Source organism: Curtobacterium sp. MWU13-2055 (genome assembly GCF_023242305.1).
Taxonomy (GTDB): Bacteria; Actinomycetota; Actinomycetes; order Actinomycetales; family Microbacteriaceae; genus Curtobacterium.
Window position 1 is genome coordinate 149,408 of sequence record NZ_JALLIO010000001.1, and the last position, 22,783, is coordinate 172,190.

General features: G+C 70.0%; 23 protein-coding genes. 22 read left to right on the forward strand and 1 reads right to left on the reverse strand.

The window, feature by feature from the left end:
* Positions 1-45: 45 nt before the first annotated feature.
* From M4960_RS00670 to prmC, 8 genes are all read left to right on the forward strand, one after another.
* Positions 46-801 (forward strand): LmeA family phospholipid-binding protein, encoded by a 756-nt coding sequence (locus tag M4960_RS00670; protein WP_111083857.1) that lies wholly within the window; start codon positions 46-48, stop codon positions 799-801.
* Positions 802-859: 58 nt separating this feature from the next.
* A complete protein-coding gene (gene lysA / locus M4960_RS00675) occupies positions 860-2,287 on the forward strand; it encodes a diaminopimelate decarboxylase (RefSeq protein WP_248703236.1) in 1,428 nt (475 codons plus the stop codon).
* Positions 2,288-2,312: 25 nt separating this feature from the next.
* Positions 2,313-3,620: a homoserine dehydrogenase gene (locus tag M4960_RS00680; protein ID WP_194647875.1), complete on the forward strand. Its 1,308-nt coding sequence runs from the start codon at positions 2,313-2,315 to the stop codon at positions 3,618-3,620.
* Positions 3,621-3,690: 70 nt separating this feature from the next.
* Positions 3,691-4,770: a threonine synthase gene (gene thrC / locus M4960_RS00685; RefSeq protein ID WP_123294272.1), complete on the forward strand. Its 1,080-nt coding sequence runs from the start codon at positions 3,691-3,693 to the stop codon at positions 4,768-4,770.
* 101 nt (positions 4,771-4,871) lie between these two features.
* A complete protein-coding gene (gene thrB, locus M4960_RS00690; RefSeq protein ID WP_173168655.1) occupies positions 4,872-5,813 on the forward strand; it encodes a homoserine kinase in 942 nt (313 codons plus the stop codon).
* 182 nt (positions 5,814-5,995) lie between these two features.
* On the forward strand, positions 5,996-8,275 hold the full coding sequence (gene rho, locus M4960_RS00695) for a transcription termination factor Rho (RefSeq protein WP_248703237.1): 2,280 nt from the start codon (positions 5,996-5,998) through the stop codon (positions 8,273-8,275).
* A gap of 3 nt (positions 8,276-8,278) precedes the next feature.
* Positions 8,279-9,361: a peptide chain release factor 1 gene (gene prfA / locus M4960_RS00700; protein ID WP_111083862.1), complete on the forward strand. Its 1,083-nt coding sequence runs from the start codon at positions 8,279-8,281 to the stop codon at positions 9,359-9,361.
* Positions 9,362-9,389: 28 nt separating this feature from the next.
* Positions 9,390-10,262: a peptide chain release factor N(5)-glutamine methyltransferase gene (gene prmC / locus M4960_RS00705; protein ID WP_132100274.1), complete on the forward strand. Its 873-nt coding sequence runs from the start codon at positions 9,390-9,392 to the stop codon at positions 10,260-10,262.
* Between the two features lie 162 nt (positions 10,263-10,424).
* Here prmC and M4960_RS19545 read toward each other — a convergent pair whose 3' ends face one another.
* A complete protein-coding gene (locus tag M4960_RS19545; protein ID WP_173168653.1) occupies positions 10,425-11,075 on the reverse strand; it encodes an HAD family phosphatase in 651 nt (216 codons plus the stop codon).
* Between the two features lie 37 nt (positions 11,076-11,112).
* Between M4960_RS19545 and M4960_RS00715 the strand changes: the two genes are divergently transcribed.
* The 14 genes from M4960_RS00715 (at position 11,113) to M4960_RS00780 (ending at position 22,783) form a co-directional block, all read left to right on the forward strand.
* Positions 11,113-11,787 carry an L-threonylcarbamoyladenylate synthase gene (locus M4960_RS00715; protein ID WP_123312393.1) on the forward strand — a complete coding sequence of 225 codons (675 nt, stop codon included), beginning with the start codon at positions 11,113-11,115 and terminating at the stop codon, positions 11,785-11,787.
* Positions 11,784-13,010, forward strand: a complete 1,227-nt coding sequence (locus tag M4960_RS00720; RefSeq protein WP_111083866.1) for an MraY family glycosyltransferase — start codon at positions 11,784-11,786, stop codon at positions 13,008-13,010. The genes M4960_RS00715 and M4960_RS00720 overlap by 4 nt, the downstream gene beginning before the upstream one ends.
* Positions 13,007-13,498, forward strand: coding sequence for a hypothetical protein (locus tag M4960_RS00725; RefSeq protein WP_123294279.1), 492 nt, complete (start codon positions 13,007-13,009; stop codon positions 13,496-13,498). The genes M4960_RS00720 and M4960_RS00725 overlap by 4 nt, the downstream gene beginning before the upstream one ends.
* Before the next feature lie 107 nt (positions 13,499-13,605).
* Positions 13,606-14,466, forward strand: coding sequence for a F0F1 ATP synthase subunit A (gene atpB, locus M4960_RS00730; RefSeq protein ID WP_333925860.1), 861 nt, complete (start codon positions 13,606-13,608; stop codon positions 14,464-14,466).
* 61 nt (positions 14,467-14,527) lie between these two features.
* Positions 14,528-14,764, forward strand: a complete 237-nt coding sequence (atpE, locus tag M4960_RS00735; protein ID WP_027465781.1) for an ATP synthase F0 subunit C — start codon at positions 14,528-14,530, stop codon at positions 14,762-14,764.
* A gap of 9 nt (positions 14,765-14,773) precedes the next feature.
* Positions 14,774-15,328 (forward strand): F0F1 ATP synthase subunit B, encoded by a 555-nt coding sequence (locus M4960_RS00740; protein WP_123312395.1) that lies wholly within the window; start codon positions 14,774-14,776, stop codon positions 15,326-15,328.
* Between the two features lie 2 nt (positions 15,329-15,330).
* The gene (locus M4960_RS00745; protein WP_123294281.1) at positions 15,331-16,125 is read left to right on the forward strand and encodes a F0F1 ATP synthase subunit delta; all 795 of its coding nucleotides are present in this window, start codon (positions 15,331-15,333) and stop codon (positions 16,123-16,125) included.
* 107 nt (positions 16,126-16,232) lie between these two features.
* Positions 16,233-17,861 carry a F0F1 ATP synthase subunit alpha gene (atpA, locus tag M4960_RS00750; protein ID WP_123339745.1) on the forward strand — a complete coding sequence of 543 codons (1,629 nt, stop codon included), beginning with the start codon at positions 16,233-16,235 and terminating at the stop codon, positions 17,859-17,861.
* Entirely contained in the window at positions 17,862-18,764 is a 903-nt protein-coding gene (locus M4960_RS00755; RefSeq protein WP_123339744.1) for a F0F1 ATP synthase subunit gamma, read from the forward strand.
* A 47-nt stretch (positions 18,765-18,811) separates the two neighbouring features.
* Positions 18,812-20,266, forward strand: a complete 1,455-nt coding sequence (atpD, locus tag M4960_RS00760) for a F0F1 ATP synthase subunit beta (protein WP_065959250.1) — start codon at positions 18,812-18,814, stop codon at positions 20,264-20,266.
* A 1-nt stretch (position 20,267) separates the two neighbouring features.
* Positions 20,268-20,531: a F0F1 ATP synthase subunit epsilon gene (locus M4960_RS00765; protein ID WP_017885743.1), complete on the forward strand. Its 264-nt coding sequence runs from the start codon at positions 20,268-20,270 to the stop codon at positions 20,529-20,531.
* Between the two features lie 5 nt (positions 20,532-20,536).
* Positions 20,537-21,298, forward strand: coding sequence for a YaaA family protein (locus tag M4960_RS00770; RefSeq protein WP_173168795.1), 762 nt, complete (start codon positions 20,537-20,539; stop codon positions 21,296-21,298).
* A gap of 104 nt (positions 21,299-21,402) precedes the next feature.
* A complete protein-coding gene (locus M4960_RS00775) occupies positions 21,403-21,981 on the forward strand; it encodes a hypothetical protein (protein ID WP_248703238.1) in 579 nt (192 codons plus the stop codon).
* A gap of 52 nt (positions 21,982-22,033) precedes the next feature.
* The gene (locus tag M4960_RS00780; protein ID WP_248703239.1) at positions 22,034-22,783 is read left to right on the forward strand and encodes an FHA domain-containing protein; all 750 of its coding nucleotides are present in this window, start codon (positions 22,034-22,036) and stop codon (positions 22,781-22,783) included.

A 22,783-nucleotide genomic window follows, 5' to 3' on the forward strand; every position in this document is an offset into this window, starting at 1 on the left:
GCGCCTCCAGGCAGGCTGACGGGACCACCTGGCAGGGTGGGACGCATGTCCGCCGCCACCGAACGCCCCCGCAAGCGCCGCCGCTGGCCCGTCGTCCTGATCGTGGTCGTCGTCGTGCTCGCCGCCCTCGTCGTGATCGCCGAGTTCGTGCTCCGCGGGGTCGTCGACCGCATCATCGCCCAGCAGGTCGAGCAGTCGCTGCCCGACGGCACCACGGGCCAGGTCGAGGCGCACGCCGACGGCATCGTCATCCCGCAGCTGATCGGCGGCACCCTCGACCAGGTCGAGATCACGTCCGAGAAGCTCACCGTCGACGGCATCCCGCTCGCCGCCGACGTCACCGCGAAGGACGTCCCCGTGGACGGCAAGGGCGACGTGCACGACGTCGACGGCACGGTCACGCTGGCGTCGTCGAGCGTGAAGGACCTGTCGAAGTACAGCCCGCTGTTCGACCGGCTGACCCTGGTGGACGGCGGCGTCGAGCTGTCCGGTTCCACGGCGGTGCTCGGCTACGACATCACCTACGCGGCGAAGGGCGACGTGGTCGCGCAGGACGACGGCCGCGGCATCACGATCACCCCGAAGAGCGTGCGGATCACGAACTCCGACCTCGGCCTCAAGGTGGACTCGATCCCCGGCGTCACGAACGTGCCGGTGCAGGTGTGCACGGCGCAGTTCCTGCCCGAGGCGCTCCGCGTGCGCTCGCTCGACGTCTCGAAGGCCGACGCGACGGTCCGCGTCACCGCGGACGCGCTGCCGCTCAACGAGCAGGGCCTGCAGACGGTCGGCAGCTGCGGCTGATCCCGTGGCTGCGTCACACGGACGGGAGGCCCGCCCCGCGTCGGTAGGATCGGGTCCCGTGAGCGAGAACCCCCTTGCACCGCCGCGACTGCGGTTCCCGACGGACGCCTCCGAGCTGGTGGACCGGATCTGGCCCGCGTCCGCGACGCGGACCGACGACGGCGACCTGGCGGTCGGCGGTGTCACCGCGACGGACCTCGTCCGGCAGTACGGCACCCCGCTGTACGTCGTCGACGAGCGTGACGTGCAGTCCCGTGCGGTCCGGGTGCGGAACGCGTTCACCGAGGCGTTCGAGGGCATCGGCACCCGGGCGCACGTCTACTACGCCGGCAAGGCGTTCCTGACGACCCAGGTCGTGGCGTGGATGGCCGAGGCCGACCTGCGCGTGGACGTCTGCACCGGCGGGGAGCTCGCGGTCGCCCTGGCCGCCGGGATCGACCCGGCGATGCTCGGCTTCCACGGCAACGACAAGTCCGACGCCGAGATCGCCCGCGCGGTCGAGGTCGGCGTGGGCACGATCGTGCTCGACAGCCACGAGGAGGTCCAGCGCGTCGCTCGCGCCGCTGCCGACGCCGGGGTCGTGCAGCGCGTCCGGATCCGCATCAACAGCGGCGTCCACGCGTCCACCCACGAGTACCTGGCGACCGCGCGCGAGGACCAGAAGTTCGGCATCCCGCTCACCGAGGCCGTCGCCGCGGCCGAGGCGGTGCGCGCCGAGTCGTCGCTCGTGTTCGTCGGGCTGCACTCGCACATCGGATCGCAGATCTTCGACGAGTCCGGGTTCCGCGAAGCCGCTCGACGCCTGATGGACGTGCACGCCACCCTCGTCGAGTCGGGCCCGGTGCCCGAGCTGAACCTCGGCGGCGGCTGGGGCATCGACTACACCGAGGCCGACTCCGCGTTCGCACCCGAGGACGTCGCCGACGCCCTCGCCGCGATCATCGCCGAGGCCTGCGCCGAGCGGGACATCCCGGTGCCCGAGGTCGCGGTCGAGCCCGGTCGCTACATCGTCGGGCCGGCGGGCATCACGCTCTACCGCGTCGGCACGATCAAGCCCGTCACGCTCGAGACCGGCGACGCGGACACCGGCCACGCCACCCGCACCTACGTGTCCGTCGACGGCGGGATGAGCGACAACGCCCGTCCTGCCCTGTACGGCGCCGACTACACCGCGCGCCTCGCCCGGACGTCCGAGGCGCCGGCCGTCCTCACCCGCGTCGTCGGGAAGCACTGCGAGAGCGGGGACATCGTGGTCAACGACGAGTACCTGCCGGGTGACGTCCAGCGGGGGGACCTGCTCGCCGTCGCAGCCACCGGGGCGTACTGCTGGGCGCTGTCGAGCAACTACAACCACGTGGGCCGCCCGCCGGTCGTCGCCGTGGCGGACGGCACAACCCGTATCCTCGTGCGGGGCGAGTCGATCGACGACCTCCTCGCCCGCGACACCGGGGTCCGCCCCGTGCCCCACGCCGGCACCGGTCGCTGACCCGACGAACAGGAACCAACTCCAGATGATCGAATACCGCAACGTCCGCGTCGCGCTGCTCGGGGCCGGCTCGGTCGGGTCCCAGGTCGCGCGGCTCCTGCTCGAGCACGCCGACGAACTCGCCTCGCGCGCCGGTGCCGGCCTCGAACTCGTCGGGATCGCCGTGCGCGACGTCGACGCCGCGCGTGACGTCGACCTGCCGAAGGACCTCTACACCACCGACGCCGAGTCGCTCATCCTCGGTGCCGACATCGTCGTCGAGCTGATCGGCGGCATCGAGCCCGCGCGCACGCTCGTGCTGCAGGCGCTGCAGTCCGGCGCGGACGTCGTGACGGGCAACAAGGCGCTCCTCGCGACCCATGGTCCGGAGCTCTTCGCGGTGGCCGAGCAGGTCGGTGCGCAGCTGTACTACGAGGCCGCCGTCGCCGGTGCGATCCCGATCATCCGACCGCTGCACGACTCGCTCGCGGGTGACCGCATCGAGCGGATCATGGGCATCGTCAACGGCACCACGAACTTCATCCTCGACCTGATGGACCGCGAGGGCGCGACGTTCGAGGACGCCCTGGCGACCGCGACCGAGCTCGGGTACGCCGAGGCCGACCCGACCGCCGACATCGAGGGCTACGACGCCGCGCAGAAGGCCGCGATCCTGGCCTCGCTGGCGTTCCACACCTCAGTGCCGCTCGCTGCCGTGCACCGCGAGGGCATCACCTCGGTCACCATCGAGCAGGTCCGCGCCGCGCGCAAGGCCGGCTACGTCGTGAAGATCCTGGCGACCGCCGAGCGACTGACCGACGCGGACGGCCGCGAGGGCGTCAGCGCCCGCGTCTACCCGGCCCTCGTGCCGGAGTCGCACCCCCTGGCGAGCGTGCACGGCGCGAAGAACGCCGTGTTCGTCGAGGCCGAGGCTGCCGGCGACCTCATGTTCTACGGCGCCGGTGCCGGTGGTGTCGAGACCGCGTCCGCCGTCCTCGGCGACCTGGTGTCCGCCGCACGTCGGCACGTCATCGGCGGCCCGGGTGTCGCGGAGTCGACCCAGTCGGACCTGCCCGTCTTCCCGATCGGCACCGTGCGCACGCGCTACCAGATCACCCTGCACGTCACGGACGCCCCCGGCGTGCTGTCGACGGTCGCCGGCGTGCTCGCGAAGCACGGCGTGAGCGTCGAGACCGTCGAGCAGACCACCACGGGTGCCTCCGAGGGGACGGCAGCGCTCGTCATCGGCACGCACCTGGCGCGCGAAGCCGACCTGGCGGACACCGTCCGCACGCTCCGCGGCGAAGACGTGGTCCTGGATGTGACCAGCGTCCTGCGCTTCGTCGGCGCCTGACGCACCACGGGCCTCCAGGCCGACCGCGAACCACCACCAGACCGACCCACCGGACAGAGAGAGAAGCCTGATGGCCCACCAGTGGCAGGGAGTCCTGCGCGAGTACGCCGACCGACTCGACGTGACCGAGGCGACGCCGATCGTCACGCTCGGCGAGGGCGGCACGCCCCTCATCCCGGCTCGTCGGCTCTCCGAGCGCACCGGCGCCGAGGTCTACGTCAAGTTCGAGGGCATGAACCCGACCGGGTCCTTCAAGGACCGCGGCATGACGATGGCGATCTCGAAGGCCGTCGAGCACGGCGCGAAGGCCGTCATCTGTGCCTCGACCGGCAACACCAGCGCCTCGGCCGCCGCGTACGCCACGCACGCCGGCATCACCGCCGCGGTGCTCGTGCCGGAGGGCAAGATCGCCATGGGCAAGCTCAGCCAGGCCGTCGCGCACGACGCCCAGCTGCTGCAGGTCCAGGGCAACTTCGACGACTGCCTCGACATCGCCCGCGACCTGGCGGCGAACTACCCGGTGCACCTCGTCAACTCGGTCAACAACGACCGCATCGAGGGCCAGAAGACCGCTGCGTTCGAGGTCGTCGACGTCCTCGGCGACGCCCCGGACTTCCACTTCCTGCCGGTCGGCAACGCGGGCAACTACACCGCGTACTCCCGTGGCTACCGCGAGGACGTGGCCGCCGGTCGCACGACGAAGCTCCCGCGCATGTTCGGGTTCCAGGCCGCCGGTTCCGCACCGATCGTCCGTGGCGAGGTCGTCAAGAACCCCGACACCATCGCCTCCGCGATCCGCATCGGCAACCCGGCCTCGTGGCAGTTCGCCCTCGAGGCCCGCGACGAGACCGACGGCTACTTCGGCGCGATCTCGGACGAGGCGATCCTCGCCGCGCACCACATCCTGTCGGCCGAGGTCGGCGTCTTCGTCGAGCCCGCTTCGGCCATCGGTGTCGCCGGGCTGCTCGAGCGTGCCGACGCCGGCGTCGTGCCGAAGGGCGCGAAGGTCGTCATCACCGTCACCGGCCACGGCCTGAAGGACCCGCAGTGGGCCCTGCGCACCGAGGACGGCAGCGAGGTCACCCCGACGAGCGTGCCGGTCGACACCAAGTCGATCGCGGACGTGCTCGGACTGGTCGCGGCGCAGTGAGCCCCGACCGCTCGTCCGGACCGGGGGAGGGCGTCACCGCCCGCAGTGCTGTACCGGCCGGACGGGCGGTCCACGCTGTGCCCGCCGGGCGGGCGGCCCACGTGTTGCCCGCCGGACGGGCCGTGCGCGTCCGCGTGCCGGCGACGTCCGCGAACCTCGGCCCGGGGTTCGACTCGCTCGGTCTCGCGCTCTCGCTGTACGACGAGGTCGTCGTCCGGATCCGCCCGGAAGCCGGCGCCACCGTCACGGTGCAGGGCGTCGGTGCCGGCGAGGTCGCCACCGACGACACGAACCTGGTCGTGCGCGCCGTCCGCCGCGGCCTCGAGCACGCCGGCGTCGACCAGCCCGGCCTCGAGCTGCACGCCACGAACGCGATCCCGCACGGCCGCGGGCTCGGTTCCTCGGCGGCCGCGATCGTCGCCGGCCTGATGGCGGCCCGCGGGCTGCTCGAGGGCATCGTCGACCTGGACGCCTCGACCCTGCTCAGCCTGGCCACCGAGATGGAGGGGCACCCGGACAACGTCGCCCCCGCACTCTTCGGTGGGCTCACCATCGCGTGGATGACGGCCGAGGGACCCGCGTACAAGCGGCTCCTGGTGCACCGCGGCGTCGCCCCGGTCGTGTTCGTGCCGACGTCCACGCTGTCGACGAAGCTCGCCCGCTCCCTGCAGCCCGAGAACGTCCCGCACGCCGACGCCGCGTTCAACGTCTCCCGTTCCGCGCTGCTCGTCGCCGCGCTCATCCAGAGCCCCGAGCTCCTGCTCGCCGCGACCGAGGACCGCCTGCACCAGGCGTACCGGGCCAGCGCGATGCCGGAGACCGACGCGCTGATCGGACTGCTCCGGCAGCACGGCCTCGCGGCCGTCGTGTCGGGGGCGGGACCGAGCCTGCTCGTGCTCGGCAGCGACCCGGCACAACGGCTCACAGCCGCGGATCTCGTCGCCCGACACGGGGAATCCGACTGGCGCGCGCTCATGCTGGCCGTCGATCTCGGTGGTGCTACAGTGGTGGCGCACTCGGCGCTCGAAGCCGAACCCGCGTAACCGCACGGTATGCCCGTCCTCAAGGACAGCGCCTGCGACGTCGCAGGGTCCGGCGCGCGGGTGTGCATCTCTTTCTGATCACCGAATCCCGGTCCGTCGTCTGAACGGCGGTCGATGCATACCCGTGCATCCGGGACGGTGGAAACTCTCCGCGTTCTGCGGTTCGAAAGGAAACACCGACCTTGACCGACAACAACTCCACCCCGGTGGAGATCCCCAGCGACCTGCGCGCCCTCCGCCTGCCGGAACTCCAGCGCATCGCCTCCTCGCTCGGCATCACCGGGCTCTCCAAGCTCCGCAAGGGCGACCTCATCGCCTCCATCGAGGACAAGCGCCCCGTCACGGACGACGTCCCCGCCGCGGCAGCGCCCGCCACGACCCCCGCCGCGGCGCCGGTGACCGAGCAGCCGACGCTGCCGGAGCCCGCAGCCGAGGCACCGACCGCTCCGGTCGCCGACCCCGAGGCACCCGCCGTCGAGTCCGAGCCGGCCGCGCCGTCGCGTGCCCGCCGTTCGCGCCGCGCGTCGTCCGGTGGCACCGTGAACGCCGGCCCGACCTCGGCCGCCGAGCACACCAACGCCGGCCACACCGGCACCGAGGACCTGCTCGCGGGCCTCGACCAGGTGCGTGCCGAGAAGGACGCCCAGGAAGCCGCCCAGACGCAGACCGGTGGGCAGCGTCGCGGCCGCGGCCAGCGCGGTGCCGACCAGCAGGCCCAGCAGCCGAACGAGTCGGCCGACCAGCAGACGCCGACCTCGGCACCTGCCCAGACCGACCAGCAGGCCCGCACCGAGCAGCAGGCGCGGACCGAGCAGCAGAGCACCGACGGCGAGTCGCAGGACCAGTCCGGTGCCGCCGACTCCGGCGAGCAGCACGACCAGAACGACCAGAACGGCGAGGGCGGTTCGCGTCGCGGCCGTCGCAGCCGTGGTCGCGGTCGTGGCCGTGGGCAGAACGCCGAGAACGGCGAGCAGAACGGCGAGCAGCAGGACGGCCAGCAGCACCAGCAGGGCGGCCAGCAGAAGCAGAACGGCGGCGACCAGCAGAAGCAGGCCGACGCCAAGCAGGCCGACGCGAAGCAGGGCGACGCCAAGCAGCGCGACCAGAAGCAGGACGACCGCGCCGAGCAGAAGCAGCAGGCGGCGAACCAGCAGAAGCAGAACGGTCAGCAGAAGCAGGGCCAGCAGGCCCAGCAGAACGCCGACGACACCGAGGGCGGCCGCAGCCGTCGCCAGCGTGACCGCAAGCGCGGCCGTGGCGGCCAGAACGACGACTTCGAGCCCGAGGTCACCGAGGACGACGTCCTGATCCCGATCGCGGGCATCCTCGACGTCCTCGACAACTACGCGTTCGTCCGCACCACCGGCTACCTGCCCGGACCGAACGACGTCTACGTCTCCCTCGGCCAGGTGAAGAAGTACCACCTGCGCAAGGGCGACGCCGTCGTCGGTTCGATCAAGCAGCCCCGTGACAACGAGCAGCAGAGCCGTCAGAAGTACAACGCGCTCGTGACCGTCGACTCGGTCAACGGCCAGACCGCCGAAGAAGCAGCGGCCCGTGTCGACTTCTCGGACCTCACCCCGCTGTACCCGAACGAGCGCCTGCGTCTCGAGACGGAGCCGGGCAAGCTGAGCACCCGCATCATCGACCTCGTGTCGCCGATCGGCAAGGGCCAGCGCGGCCTCATCGTCTCGCCGCCCAAGGCCGGCAAGACCGTCGTGCTGCAGGCCATCGCGAACGCCGTCGCGAAGAACAACCCCGAGGCGCACCTCATGGTCGTCCTCGTCGACGAGCGGCCCGAAGAGGTCACCGACATGCAGCGCACGGTGAAGGGTGAGGTCATCGCCTCGACCTTCGACCGTCCGGCCGAGGACCACACCACGGTCGCCGAGCTCGCCATCGAGCGTGCGAAGCGCCTGGTGGAGCTGGGCCACGACGTCGTGCTGCTGCTCGACTCGATCACCCGTCTGGGCCGTGCCTACAACCTGTCGACCCCGGCGTCGGGCCGCGTGCTCTCCGGTGGCGTCGACTCGGCGGCGCTCTACCCGCCGAAGCGCTTCTTCGGTGCGGCGCGCAACATCGAGGACGGCGGCTCGCTGACCATCCTCGCCACCGCGCTCGTCGAGACCGGTTCCAAGATGGACGAGGTCATCTTCGAGGAGTTCAAGGGCACCGGCAACATGGAGCTCCGCCTGAACCGTCACCTGGCGGACAAGCGGATCTTCCCGGCCGTCGATGTCAACGCCTCCGGTACCCGTCGCGAGGAGCAGCTGCTCTCCGCCGACGAGGTCAAGATCACCTGGCGTCTGCGCCGAGCCCTCGCCGGGCTCGACCCGCAGCAGGCCCTCGAGATCGTGCTGCGGAACCTCAAGGAGACGCAGTCGAACGTCGAGTTCCTGGTGCAGGTGCAGAAGTCGGTCCCGACGACCGGCGGCGCTCACCACAACGGTCACCAGGAGTAACGCGTGTTCGAGTCGGTGGCAGGGCTGCTGGCGGAACACGAGGACCTGACGCAGCAGCTGTCGGACCCCGCGCTCCACGCCGATGCGGCCCGGGCGAAGAAGGTGAACCGGCGCTACGCCGAGCTCAACCAGATCAAGTCCGCGTACGAGTCCTGGCAGGCGGCGGGGGACGACCTCGCCGCCGCCCAGGAGCTCGCGCGTGAGGACTCGGCGTTCGCGGACGAGGTCCCCGGGCTCGAGGAGCAGTTGGCGGAGCGCCAGGAGCGTCTCCGCCGGCTGCTCATCCCGCGCGACCCCGACGACGGGCGCGACGTGATCATGGAGATCAAGGGCGGCGAGGGCGGCGAGGAATCGGCGCTGTTCGCGGCCGACCTCCTGCGCATGTACTCGCACTACGCCGAGACCAAGGGCTGGAAGGTCGAACTCCTCGAGCGCACCGAGTCCGACCTGGGTGGCTACAAGGACGTCCAGGTCGCGATCAAGTCGAACACGACCGACCCGTCGCAGGGCGTCTGGGCGCACCTGAAGTACGAGGGCGGCGTGCACCGTGTGCAGCGCGTGCCGCAGACCGAGTCGCAGGGGCGCATCCACACCTCGACGACCGGCGTGCTGGTGTTCCCCGAGGTCGACGAGCCCGAAGAGGTCGCGATCAACCAGAACGACCTGAAGATCGACGTGTACCGGTCCTCCGGTCCCGGCGGGCAGTCCGTCAACACGACGGACTCCGCGGTCCGCATCACCCACCTGCCCACGGGCATCACGGTGGCGATGCAGAACGAGAAGTCGCAGCTGCAGAACCGTGAGGCCGGCATGCGCGTGCTCCGCGCACGCATCCTCGCGCGGCAGCAGGAGGAGCTCGACGCGATCGCCTCGGACGCGCGCAAGTCGCAGATCCGCGGGATGGACCGTTCGGAGCGCATCCGGACGTACAACTTCCCGGAGAACCGGATCGCGGACCACCGCACCGGCTACAAGGCGTACGACCTGGACCGCGTCATGAACGGTGCGCTCGAGCCCGTCGTCCAATCCGCCATCCAGGCGGACGAAGAGGCACGTCTGGCCGCCATCGGCGACCAGGACGCGTAACCGCTCACCCCGCCTGGAGGCCCGGCTCGTGTCCGACACGCCCCTCACGTTCGCCGCGGATCGCCTGCTCGAGCAGGCGGCCGCGGCGCTCGTCGCGTCCGGCGTCCCGACGCCCCAGGTCGACGCCGAGCTGCTGCTCGCGTGGGCGACCGACACCTCGCGCGGTGCGGTACAGGCCCGCGCGATGACCGGCGGCGCGATCGCTCCGGAGCACGTCGAGCGCTTCCGGCACGCGATCGCCCGACGGAGCACCCGCGAGCCGCTGCAGCACATCACCGGGCAGGCGTACTTCCGAGCGCTGACCCTGGCGGTCGGACCCGGCGTGTTCGTGCCCCGTCCCGAGACCGAGGGCGTCGTGCAGTTCGGCATCGACGCGCTCCGAGCCGTCGCGGTGCCGGCGCCGATCGCTGTCGACCTCGGCTCCGGCAGCGGTGCGATCGCCATCGCCATGGACACCGAGGTGCCGAACGCCGTCGTGTACGCCGTCGAACGGTCGCCCGAGGCCCTGCCCTGGACCCGCCGGAACACCGACGCCCACGGCGGCACGGTGCGACTCGTCGAGGGCGACCTCGCCGACGCGCTGCCCGAACTCGACGGCACCGTGTCCGTCGTGGTGTCGAACCCGCCGTACGTGCCGGACGACGCGATCCCGATCGACCCCGAGGTCCGCGACCACGACCCCGCGATGGCGCTGTACGGCGGACCGGACGGCCTCGACGCCGTGCGCGCCCTGGCCGAGACGGCGTGGCGGTTGCTCGTGCCCGGCGGGGTGCTCGTCATCGAGCACGCCGAGCCGCAGGGCGCCGGCGTCCGCGAGGTCCTGGCGCGTCGGGGGTTCCGGACCCCGGAGACGCACGTCGACCTGACGGGTCGCGACCGCACGACCACCGCGACCCGGTAGGCGGACGCACCCCGGGCCTCCCGGTCGTGTGGCGTGCTTGGCGTTACCGAGCTGTCTGTCGTGCCGTGCGTTGCCGTAACGAGCGGAAACGGGCGTACCTGGCCGTTCAGAACGACCAGGTACGCCTGTTGCTTGTTGCCATCGCGAACGTGATGGGAAGGATCAGGCGACGGGGGAGGCCTCGCGCTGCTGCGCGACGAAGGCGCGGACGTGCTCGCGCAGGTCGGTGTCGCGCTCGACCAGGACCGCGTGGATGCCGACGCTCCGGGCACCCGCGATGTTCTCCGGCATGTCGTCGGCGAAGAACGTGCGTTCGGCGGGCACGCCGTGGTGCTCCATCGCGCGGAGGAAGACCTCGGGCTCGGGCTTGCGGGCGCCGAAGTTGCTCGACGTGTCCAGGTGCTCGCCGAACAGCCCCGGCAGTGACGGCGCCCACTGGTGGATCCACCGCCCCGCGAGCGGCCCGTTGTTGGTGAGCAGGCCGACACGCCCGTGCTCGCTCGCGATCCGGACGGCCTCGATGCGTTCCGGCAGCTCGGTCATCGCGGAACCGCGGATGCGCGCCCACTCGGACTCGGGGACATCGCACTCCATCGCCCGCTCGAACGCGGCGAGGTACTCGTCGCCGTCTGCGAAGTCGCCGGCCTCGGCACGCATCTCGTGGCCGCAGTCCCACCAGCGGCGTCGGAGCTCCTCGAACTCGTGTCCGGTGAACTCGGAGAGTGCGGCCATCCGCACCTGCCAGTCGTACCGGACCAGGACGTCGTCCATGTCGAAGAGGAACAGGAGGTGGGGCGCAGGGGTCTCGTTCACGATGTCCTCCATTGTGTCGCACTATCATCGTCGAGTCATGGCATCCCGATACGACTGCACCGACTCCGACGGGCTCCTGACCGGGATGCGGCTCGCACGTGCCGCCCTCGGGCGCGGAGACCTCGTCGTCGTCCCCACCGACACCGTCTACGGCCTCGCCGCGGACGCCTTCAACGCGGCCGCCGTCCAGCGGCTGCTCGACGCGAAGGGCCGGACGCGGCAGTCGCCGCCGCCGGTGTTGATCCCCGGCCCGCCGACGCTCGACGCGCTCGCGAGCGACGTGCCGCAGCAGGTGCGCGACCTCGTCGCCGAGTTCTGGCCCGGCGGCCTGACCGTGATCCTGCGCGCGCAGCCGTCGCTCGACTGGGACCTCGGCGAGACGCGGGGCACGGTCGCCCTGCGGATGCCGGACTCGCGGATCGCGCTCGAGCTCCTGCAAGAGGTCGGTCCGCTCGCGGTCTCGTCCGCGAACTCGACCGGCGACCCGGCCGCGATGGACGTCGACGCCGCGGAGCGGATGCTCGGCGACAGCGTCGCCGTGTACCTGGACGGCGGCGCGATCGGGGAGCACGAGGGCTTCGAGGCCTCCACCGGGTCGACGATCGTCGACGCGACGGGGCTGTCGGACGGCGGGAAGCTCCGCATCGTCCGGCACGGGGTGATCTCCGACGACGAGATCACCCGGGTCGTCGGAGCCGACCTCGTCGGATGAAGTACTACCTGCTGGCGGGGGCGATCGCCGCGGTCGTGAGCTTCCTGGTCAGCGTGCTGGTGTGGAAACTCGGGCTGAAGTACAAGTGGTACCCCCAGGTCCGCGAGCGCGACGTGCACCGCACGCCGACTCCGCGCCTCGGCGGGATCGCGATGTACATCGGCGTCATCGTGTCGCTGTTGGCGGCGTGGTTCCTGTTCCCGTCGATCGCGGGGACCGACTACTTCCGGCTCGTGTTCTCCGAACCCGGGCGCGTGCTGGCGGTGCTCGGGGGCGCGACGATCATCGTGGTCCTGGGCGTCGCGGACGACATCTGGGACCTCGACTGGATGACGAAGCTCGCGGGGCAGATCATCGCCGCGGGCATCCTCGCCTGGCAGGGCGTCGCGATCGTGTCGCTGCCGATCGGCAACACGCTGGGGGTCGGCTCGTCCTACATGAGCCTGATCTTCACGGTGCTGGCGGTGGTGCTCGTGATGAACGCGGTGAACTTCATCGACGGACTCGACGGCCTGGTCGCCGGGGTCGCGATCATCGCCGGCGGGGTGTTCTTCCTCTACACGTTCTTCATCAACCGCGTGGTCGTGCAGACCGAGTTCTTCTTCAACCTGCCATCACTGCTGACCGCGGTGCTCGTCGGCTCCTGCTTCGGGTTCCTCATCCTGAACTGGCACCCCGCGAAGCTGTTCATGGGCGACGCAGGAGCGCTGCTCGTCGGCTTCCTGATGGCCACCAGCGCCGTGTCGGTCACGGGCAACATCGACCCCGCAGCGGTGCAGACACGCCAGGCGCTGCTGCCGGCGTTCATCCCGATCCTGCTGCCCTTCGCGATCCTGATCGTGCCGATCCTGGACTTCGGCCTGGCGGTCACCCGGCGGCTCAGCGCTGGCAAGTCACCGTTCTCGGCCGACCGCAAGCACCTGCACCACCGTCTGCTCGACATGGGGCACTCGCACTTCCACGCCGTCCTGATCTTCTACGCGTGGACCGCCACCGTCGCGGTCGGGTGCCTGCTGTTCCTGTTCGTGGACTGGTACTGGGTGGTCGCCTTCGTCGCGGTCGGCTTCACCGTGTGCGCCGTCGCCACGTTCGCGCCGCTCGGCCGGAAGCGCACCGAGATCGCCGCCCAGACCGCCAACCGTTCCGCCGCCGTGGTGGACGCCAGCCTCGACCCGCTCGACCGGGCCGCCAACGACCGCACGATCCCAGGAGACATCACGTGACCGCACCGAACGCGCTCGACCACGTCCGGCCGGTGTTCCGCCGCATCATCACGTGGGGCGCCGTGCTCGCGGTCGCCCTGGCGATCGTCGGGGGAGTCGTGGGGCTGCTCGTCGCCGACACTCCCGGGCTCGTCGGCGGCCTGCTCGGAGCCGTGCTCAGCGTGGTGTTCCTCGGCCTCACCGCGGTCAGTGTCCTCGTCGCGCTGCGCGTGTCCAAGGGGCAGATGATCTCCGGGGCCTTCTTCGGCATCGTGATGGGCACCTGGCTGCTCAAGTTCATCGTGTTCATCGTGCTGCTGGTGGCGCTGAAGGACCGCACCTGGGTGGACTTCCCGGTGCTCGCGATCGTGATCATCGCGGGGGTCGTCGGGTCCCTGGTCATCGACGTCGTCGCGGTGGCGAAAGCGCGCATCCCGATCGGCGTGCAGCTGCCCGGCGACGGGTCCGGTGGCTCCGCGGACGCTGAGAACCCGACCCCCCGCAACTGAGAAGCCGGGAAGCCTCTCGCACCTGATAGGCTTCTCGGAGTCCGCCACCGGAGCCTTTCGCTCGGAGCGGGCAAGCCTCCACAACGTCCACCATCGCGTGCCATGATGTGCGCGCGCCGACACAGGAGACAGCGCTGCTATCCCACGCTCTTCCCCTGTCCCTCTCTGCTGCGGTTGACACCGTTGCGGCGGGGAGCAGCAAGGCCGCCGAGTTCCATGGTCCGTCGATCAACGAGTTCTTCCCGGATGCGATCTTCTTCGCAGGGACGCCGTTCGAGATCGATCGGGTCGTCCTCATCCGCTTCTTCGCCGTCGCCGTGCTCCTGGTGTTCGCCTTCGTGGGAACCCGCGCGCTGAAGCTCGTCCCGAACCGCGGTCAGGCGTTCATCGAGTACGCGTTCGACGTCGTTCGTCGCAACACCTTCGACAACCTCGGAGAGAAGGACGGCAAGCGATTCCTGCCGCTCCTGGCGACGATCTTCTTCGGCGTGCTGTTCATGAACCTGACCGGTCTGATCCCGGGCATGAACCTCGCCGGCACCAGTCGCATCGCGATGCCGATGATCCTCGCGATCGTCGCCTACGTCGCGTTCATCTACGCCGGCCTCCGCAAGCACCCGGGCACGTTCCTCCGGAACTCGCTCTTCCCGCCCGGGGTGCCGTGGTTCCTCTACATCATCGTGACGCCGATCGAGCTCGTCTCGACCTTCGTGCTCCGTCCGGTGACGCTCACCCTGCGACTCCTGATGAACATGGTCGTCGGGCACCTGCTGCTCGTCCTGTTCTTCTCGGCGACGCAGTTCTTCTTCTTCGACGCTTCGCTCGGCTTCAAGGCCTTCGGTGTCGGGACCCTCGCGTTCGGCATCGCGTTCAGCTTCTTCGAGATCCTCGTCGCGCTGCTGCAGGCCTACGTCTTCATGCTCCTCACCGCCGTCTACATCCAGCTGGCGCTGGCTGACGAGCACTGATTCCTCACTGACCCCCTACGGGACCGGCAACCGTCGGACCCGCACCTCGAAAGGAAAACACGTGGACGCAACGACCGTTCTCGCGGAGATCAACGGCAACATCGCGACGGTTGGCTACGGCCTCGCTGCGATCGGCCCGGCCATCGGTGTCGGCATCGTCGTCGGCAAGACGATCGAGTCCGTCGCCCGCCAGCCCGAGCTCCAGGGCCGCCTGACGACCCTCATGTACATCGGTATCGCCTTCACCGAGGCCCTGGCCTTCATCGGCATCGCCACGTACTTCATCTTCACCAACTAAGGTTCCTCGATGCACAACGCACTCATCATCGCGGCGGAGGAGACGCACAACCCCCTCATTCCGCCGGTGTACGACATCGTGTGGTCCGCGGTGGCCTTCCTCATCATCCTCGTGGTGATGTGGCGTGTCGTCACGCCGCGCATCACGAAGATGCTCGATGAGCGCACTGAGGCCATCGAGGGTGGCATCAAGAAGGCAGAGGCTGCTCAGGAGCAGGCCGCTGCTGCGCTCGACGAGTACAACAAGCAGCTCGCCGACGCCCGCTCCGAGGCGTCCCGCATCCGTGAGCAGGCCCGCGCCGACGCCACGGCGATCGGCAACGAGGTCCGCGAGCAGGCAGCGGCCGATGCAGCACGCATCACGGCCAACGCCCAGGCGCAGATCGAAGCCGAGCGTCAGAGCGCCGTCCAGTCGCTCCGGTCCGAGGTGGGCACCCTTGCCCTCGACCTCGCGTCCGGTGTGATCGGCGAATCGCTCAAGGACGACGCCAAGTCGTCGGCAGTCGTCGACCGCTTCCTCGCCGACCTCGAGGCCTCGCAGGCCACGAAGACGGGGGAGCACTGAGCATGCGCAGCGCTACCAGAGAAGCACTCGCGTCCACCAGGGCGGTGCTCTCGGACCTCGGTTCGAGCGCCGACCTGGCCGTGGGTGCCGAGATCCTCGCCTCCGGGCGTGCGATCGCCGGTGCGCCGCAGCTGCTCGGGCTGCTGTCCGACCCGACCGCCGACCCGGCCGGCAAGAAGGTCCTCATCGACCGCGTCTTCGCCGGTCAGTCGCACGCGACTCGTGCGGTCCTGACCGCGGTGGCCGGCTCGCGCTGGTCCTCGCACCAGGACCTGCTCGCCGGCATCGAGGACGCGGGCATCCGCGCCGTCGCCGCCACCGCGGGTACCGACTCGCCGATCGAGTCCGAGCTGTTCGCCTTCGAGACCGCTGTCCGTTCGGACGCCGGCCTCGAGCTGGCACTCGGCACGAAGCTCGGCAGCGCGGCGCAGAAGGGCGCGCTCGTCGAGCGGCTCCTCGGCCCCAAGGCGTCGCAGCAGACCGTGACGATCGTCTCCGCGCTCGTGCAGCAGCCTCGCGGCCGCCGCATCGGTGAACTCGTCCGCGATGCCTCGCGCATCGTGGCCGAACAGGACGGCAAGCTCGTCGCGACCGTGGTCACCGCCACGGCACTCACGACCGCCCAGTCGGCACGCGTTGCACGCGGGCTGGCCGAGCGTTACGGCAAGGACATCAGCATCAACCAGGTCGTCGACCCCACGGTCGTCGGCGGGGTCCGGGTGCAGATCGGCGGCGACGTCATCGACGGCACCGTGTCCACGCGGCTCTCGGAGCTCCGGCTCCAGCTCGCCGGCTAGGCGTACGGTCGAAGCCGCTCCTCCCAAGTCCACAACGGGAACTGCCGAGTCCGGCAGCGTCACCCTCTCGGAGCCGAAGGGCCCCGGAAAACCACAAGGAAAATCCCATGGCAGACATCACCATCAGCCCCGATGAGATCCGTGATGCCCTGAAGGACTTCGTCTCGAACTACGAGCCGACGAAGGCCTCCACGGCCGAGGTCGGGCACGTCACCGACGCCGGCGACGGCATCGCGCACGTCGAGGGCCTCCCCGGCGTCATGGCCAACGAGCTCATCCGCTTCGCGGACGGCACGCTCGGCCTCGCGCAGAACCTCGATGAAGACTCGATCGGCGCCATCGTGCTCGGCGAGTTCGCCGGCATCGAAGAGGGCATGGAGGTCACCCGCACGGGTGAGGTCCTCTCCGCCCCCGTCGGCGACGCCTTCCTCGGTCGCGTCGTCGACCCGCTCGGCGCCCCGATCGACGGTCTCGGCGAGATCGCTGCCGAGGGCCGTCGCGCCCTCGAGCTCCAGGCTCCCGGCGTCATGGCCCGCAAGTCGGTCCACCAGCCGCTGCAGACCGGCATCAAGGCCATCGACGCGATGATCCCCGTCGGCCGTGGTCAGCGTCAGCTGATCATCGGCGACCGCCAGACCGGCAAGACGGCCATCGCGATCGACACGATCATCAACCAGAAGGCCAACTGGGAGTCCGGCGACGAGGACAAGCAGGTCCGCTGCATCTACGTCGCCATCGGTCAGAAGGGTTCCACGATCGCCTCCGTCAAGGGAGCGCTCGAGGACGCCGGCGCGATGGAGTACACCACCATCGTCGCCGCCCCCGCGTCCGACCCGGCCGGCTTCAAGTACCTCGCCCCGTACACCGGCTCGGCCATCGGCCAGCACTGGATGTACTCCGGCAAGCACGTCCTCATCATCTTCGACGACCTGTCGAAGCAGGCCGAGGCCTACCGTGCCGTGTCGCTCCTCCTGCGTCGTCCGCCGGGGCGCGAGGCGTACCCGGGTGACGTCTTCTACCTGCACTCCCGTCTGCTGGAGCGTTGCGCGAAGCTGTCCGACGAGCTCGGCGCCGGTTCGATGACGGGTCTCCCGATCATCGAGACCAAGGCGAACGACGTCTCGGCGTACATCCCGACCAACGTCATCTCCATCACCGACGGCCAGATCTTCCTGCAGTCGGACCTCTTCAACGCGAACCAGCGTCCGGCCGTCGACGTGGGCATCTCGGTGTCCCGCGTCGGTGGTGACGCCCAGGTGAAGTCGATCAAGAAGGTCTCCGGCACGCTGAAGCTCGAGCTGGCGCAGTACCGCTCCCTCGAGGCGTTCGCGATGTTCGCGTCCGACCTCGACCAGGCGTCGCGTCGTCAGCTGGACCGCGGTGCCCGCCTGACCGAGCTCCTCAAGCAGCCGCAGTACTCGCCGTACCCGGTCGAGGAGCAGGTCGTCTCGATCTGGGCCGGCACCAACGGCAAGCTCGACACCGTCCCGGTGCCCGACGTGCTGCGCTTCGAGTCCGAACTGCTCGACCACCTGCGTCGCAACTCCGAGGTCCTCACGACCCTGCGCGAGACGAACCAGCTCAGCGACGAGACCGTCGCCGAGATGTCGAAGCAGATCGACGAGTTCACGAAGAGCTTCCAGACGAGCGACGGCAAGACCCTCGGCTCCGAGCAGTTCGACGCGGCAGACTCCGAGGACGTCGACCAGGAGCAGATCGTCAAGGGTCGTCGCTAGATGGCAGCGCAGGTCCGGGTCTACCGACAGCGAATCAAGTCCGCGAAGACCACGAAGAAGGTCACTCGCGCGATGGAACTGATCTCGGCGTCGCGGATCCAGAAGGCGCAGGCCCGCATGGCTGCGTCCGGCCCGTACTCGCGAGCCGTGACGCGTGCGGTGTCGGCCGTGGCGACGTTCTCGAACGTCGACCACGTGCTGACCACCGAGCCGGAGTCCTCGACCCGTGCGGCCGTGGTGCTCTTCACCTCGGACCGCGGCCTGAACGGCGCGTTCAGCACGAACGTCCTCAAGCAGGGCGAGGAGCTCGCCTCCCTGCTCCGCAGCGAGGGCAAGGACGTCGTCTACTACCTGGTCGGCCGCAAGTCCGTCGGGTACTTCGCGTTCCGTGAGCGCGCGTCGGAGCAGCAGTGGGTCGGCAACACCGACCAGCCCGAGTTCTCGACGGCCAAGGAGATCGGCGACGCCGTCGTGGCGAAGTTCCTCCAGGACACCGCAGAGGGCGGCGTGGACGAGATCCACATCGTGTTCAACCGGTTCCTCAGCATGGCGACGCAGGAGCCGCAGGTCGTTCGCCTGCTGCCCCTCGAGGTCGTCGAAGGGGTCGAGGAGCCCGAGGGCAACGAGCCCCTGCCGCTCTACGAGTTCGAGCCGGACGCCGATGCGGTGCTCGACTCGCTGCTCCCGGTCTACATCGAGAGCCGCATCTTCAACGCCATGCTGCAGTCGGCTGCTTCCGAGCACGCCGCGCGTCAGAAGGCGATGAAGGCGGCCAGCGACAACGCGGACTCGCTGATCCGTGACTTCACCCGACTCGCGAACAACGCGCGTCAGGCGGAGATCACGCAGCAGATCTCCGAGATCGTCGGCGGCGCCGACGCCCTCTCGTCGAAGAAGAAGTAGTCCGCGTCGTTCGCGGACAGATACCCACCCTCAGGAAGGCACCAGCCATGACCGACACCGCAACCACCGCGGTCGAGACGTCGTCGGCGCCCGGTGTCGGCCGGATCGCCCGTGTCACGGGTCCCGTCGTCGACATCGAGTTCCCCCACGACGCAATCCCGGAGATGTACAACCTCCTGTTCACGACCATCACCATCGGTGACTCGTCGCAGGAGATCGGCCTCGAGGTCGCCCAGCACCTGGGCGACGACCTGGTCCGTGCCATCTCCCTGAAGCCGACCGACGGCCTGGTCCGTGGCCAGGAGGTCCGTGACTCGGGCGCTCCGATCTCGGTCCCCGTCGGCGACGTCACCAAGGGCAAGGTCTTCGACGTCCTCGGGAACGTGCTCAACACGGACGAGAAGCTCGAGATCACCGAGCGCTGGCCGATCCACCGCAAGGCCCCGGCCTTCGACCAGCTCGAGTCGAAGACCTCGATGTTCGAGACCGGCATCAAGTCCATCGACCTCCTCACCCCGTACGTGCAGGGTGGCAAGATCGGCCTCTTCGGTGGTGCGGGCGTCGGCAAGACGGTCCTCATCCAGGAGATGATCCAGCGCGTTGCGCAGGACCACGGCGGTGTGTCGGTGTTCGCCGGTGTCGGTGAGCGCACCCGTGAGGGCAACGACCTCATCGGTGAGATGGAAGAGGCGGGGGTCTTCGACAAGACGGCCCTCGTGTTCGGCCAGATGGACGAGCCGCCGGGAACGCGTCTCCGCGTGGCCCTGTCGGCGCTGACGATGGCGGAGTACTTCCGCGACGTCCAGAAGCAGGACGTGCTCCTCTTCATCGACAACATCTTCCGCTTCACGCAGGCCGGCTCCGAGGTCTCGACGCTGCTCGGTCGCATGCCGTCCGCCGTGGGCTACCAGCCCAACCTCGCCGACGAGATGGGTGTGCTCCAGGAGCGCATCACCTCGACGCGTGGTCACTCGATCACCTCGCTGCAGGCGATCTACGTGCCGGCTGACGACTACACCGACCCGGCTCCGGCCACCACGTTCGCGCACCTCGACGCGACCACCGAGCTCTCGCGTGAGATCGCGTCGCAGGGTCTGTACCCCGCGATCGACCCGCTGACCTCGACGTCGCGGATCATGGACCCGCGGTACCTGGGCGCCGACCACTACGAGACGGCCACGCGCGTCAAGCAGATCCTCCAGAAGAACAAGGAACTGCAGGAGATCATCGCCATCCTCGGTGTCGACGAGCTCTCCGAAGAGGACAAGATCACGGTCGAGCGCGCTCGTCGTATCCAGCAGTTCCTCTCGCAGAACACGTACATGGCGAAGAAGTTCACGGGCGTCGAGGGCTCCACGGTGCCGCTCAAGGACACCATCGAGTCCTTCCGCGCCATCGCCGACGGCGAGTTCGACCACGTTGCGACGCAGGCGTTCTTCAACGTCGGTGGCATCAACGACGTGGAAGAGAAGTGGGCACAGATCCAGAAGGAGAACCGCTGACATGGCGGGTCTCAACGTGAGCGTCGTCTCGGCCGACCGTGAGGTCTGGTCGGGCGACACCACCATGGTCGTCGCACGCACGACAGAGGGCCAGATCGGCATCCTCGCGGGACACGAGCCGATGCTCGCGATCCTCGCGCAGGGTCAGGTCCGCATCACGCGGGCCGATGGGTCGACCGTCGCGGTCGATGCCGAAGACGGCTTCCTGTCGGTGGAGCACGACACGGTGACGATCGTCGCGCGGCAGGCCGCGCTGGCGTCCTGACCGGACTGACCGTCCTCCTCCCGCCTTCGGAGACGAAGCGGGAGGGTGGGGACACGAGCCGCACGCTCGATCTGCGTGCACTCTCGTTCCCGGAACTGGCCGAAGAGCGGGCCGCGGTGATCACCGCGGCCCGCTCTGTCAGTTCCGGGGAGTCCTCGGCCAGGACGGCTCTGAAGCTCGGCCCGAAGTCGATCGCCGAACGGTTCCGCAATCTCGAACTCGACACGTCGGGCACGATGCCGGCGATCGAGCGCTACACGGGGGTGCTCTACGACCCCCTCGGCGCGCAGACCGCCGACGCGTCGACGCGGGCGTGGTGGCACGACCACGTGGTCGTGCAGTCGGCCATGTTCGGACCGATCGGTGCTGGTGACCCGATCCCGGCGTACCGCCTGTCGCACGACTCCCGGCTCGGGACGGTCCGATTGGCGTCGCACTGGCCTGCGGCCTCGTCCCGGGTCCTGGCCGATCGGGCGGACGGCCTGGTGCTCGACCTCCGGTCCGAGGGCTACCGCCAGCTCGGTCCCGTCCCGGAGGCGGTCGCCCCGCGCGTCGTGAGCATCGACGGCTCCGGTCGGCGGCGGGCGTTGAACCACTGGAACAAGACGGCGAAGGGCCGACTCGTCGCGCTGCTCGCGCGCACCGGAGCGGTCGTCGCGACCATGGACGACCTGGTCGACTGGGCCGCCGCGAACGGCGTCGTGGTCGAACGCAGCGACTCCGGCTGGGACCTGGTCGCCGAGAGCCTGGAGCCCGTCACCGTCTGACCATCGCCCCGGTCCGTCCTCCACAGGTCGGGCCGGGGCGCTGCTGTCCACAGGTGGTCGGTTCGTGCCTGACTGGAGGCCCGGATCACGCTTCGATGGCGTGCATGATCCCCTTGACGGCACACACCCCCGACCACACCGCAGTCCGGTTCCCTCGCGAGATCGCGGCGGCGGTCACCCTCCCGGCAGCGGCCGCAGCGCTGGTCACGTCCGGCGTCGGCGCTGGCTCCCGCGTCGGCGCGATCGCGATCGTCACCGCCTGCGGTGCGCTGTCGACCCGCATGGCGCTCATCCCGTTCCTGGCCGCCCGGGACCAGCCGGATCCGCGGGCCATCCGGGGGTTCGACCCGTTCGACGACCCGACGCCGCCGGCGTTGCACGGCCTCGGGCCGGAACCGGACCGTGCTCGTCTGCGTACGGCCGGCGACCGGTGTGCCGAGGCTTGGCGGGTCTGGCGCGCCGAGGGTGGTCAGGCGGACAGTACGGCCGGAGCCGCCGGTGCGCTCGCACTCGGGGCCTGGTGTGCGTGGGCGCTCGGGTCGTCGGCCCGCGCCGAGACACGGGCGCGCTACGCCCTCGAGACCCGTGCCGACGACCCGCTCGCCGGGCTGGTCCTGCGGTCGGTCCTGGCCGGCAGCGCGCCGACGTGGGCCGGACCCCGTCGAGACCGGCACCGATCGTGACCGGTGCGGGCGGCCGTCGGTACGGTGCGACGGGTCGACCGGATCGTCTACGGTGGAGGACACCACATCCGAAGGGCTCCGGTTGCGCGACGACGACATCGAGGACACCGTCATCCGGCGACCCCGCGGTGCCGGTGACGGCGATCGCTTCGACGACGTGCTCGGTGACACCGTCATCCGGCCGCGCACGGAACCGTCCGAACCGGTCGGTGGCCGTACCGACGACGGAGCCGACGACCCTGCCGACGACGGAGCCGACCCGGAGGACACGGTCGTCCGCGCCCGTGTCCGGAGCGCCGCCGGACCGAGCGTGCCCGCCGGAGCCGCCACGGGCCTCCCGTCCGTCCCTGCCGCGCCCGCGGCGCGCGTGCCGTCGATCCGCATCGGCGACCGCACCTTCCGACTGGACCACCCGGTCGTCATCGGACGGCGTCCGTCGCTGCCGCGGATCACCAGTGGCCCCGAACCGGAGCTCGTGACGGTGCGGTCCGCCAACGGGCAGGTGTCGTCCTCGCACGTCCGCATCCACGCCGAGGGCGAAGCCGTCGTGGTGCAGGACCTGCGGTCCACGAACGGAACCGTCGTCCGACCGGCCGGCGCGCCGGTGTACCGCATGGCATCGGGTGCGTCGATCGTCGCGCTGACGGGTACGGTAGTCGAGGTCGGTGACGGCAACGCCATCGAGGTCCTCTCGCCGTACCTCCGGGTCGCACCGACGGCGGACGGGTTCCCACCGGTTCCCCCGTGGCCCACCGACCAGACAGCACACGGCACGCCCCGACCCCCCAGAGAGCGATCCTGA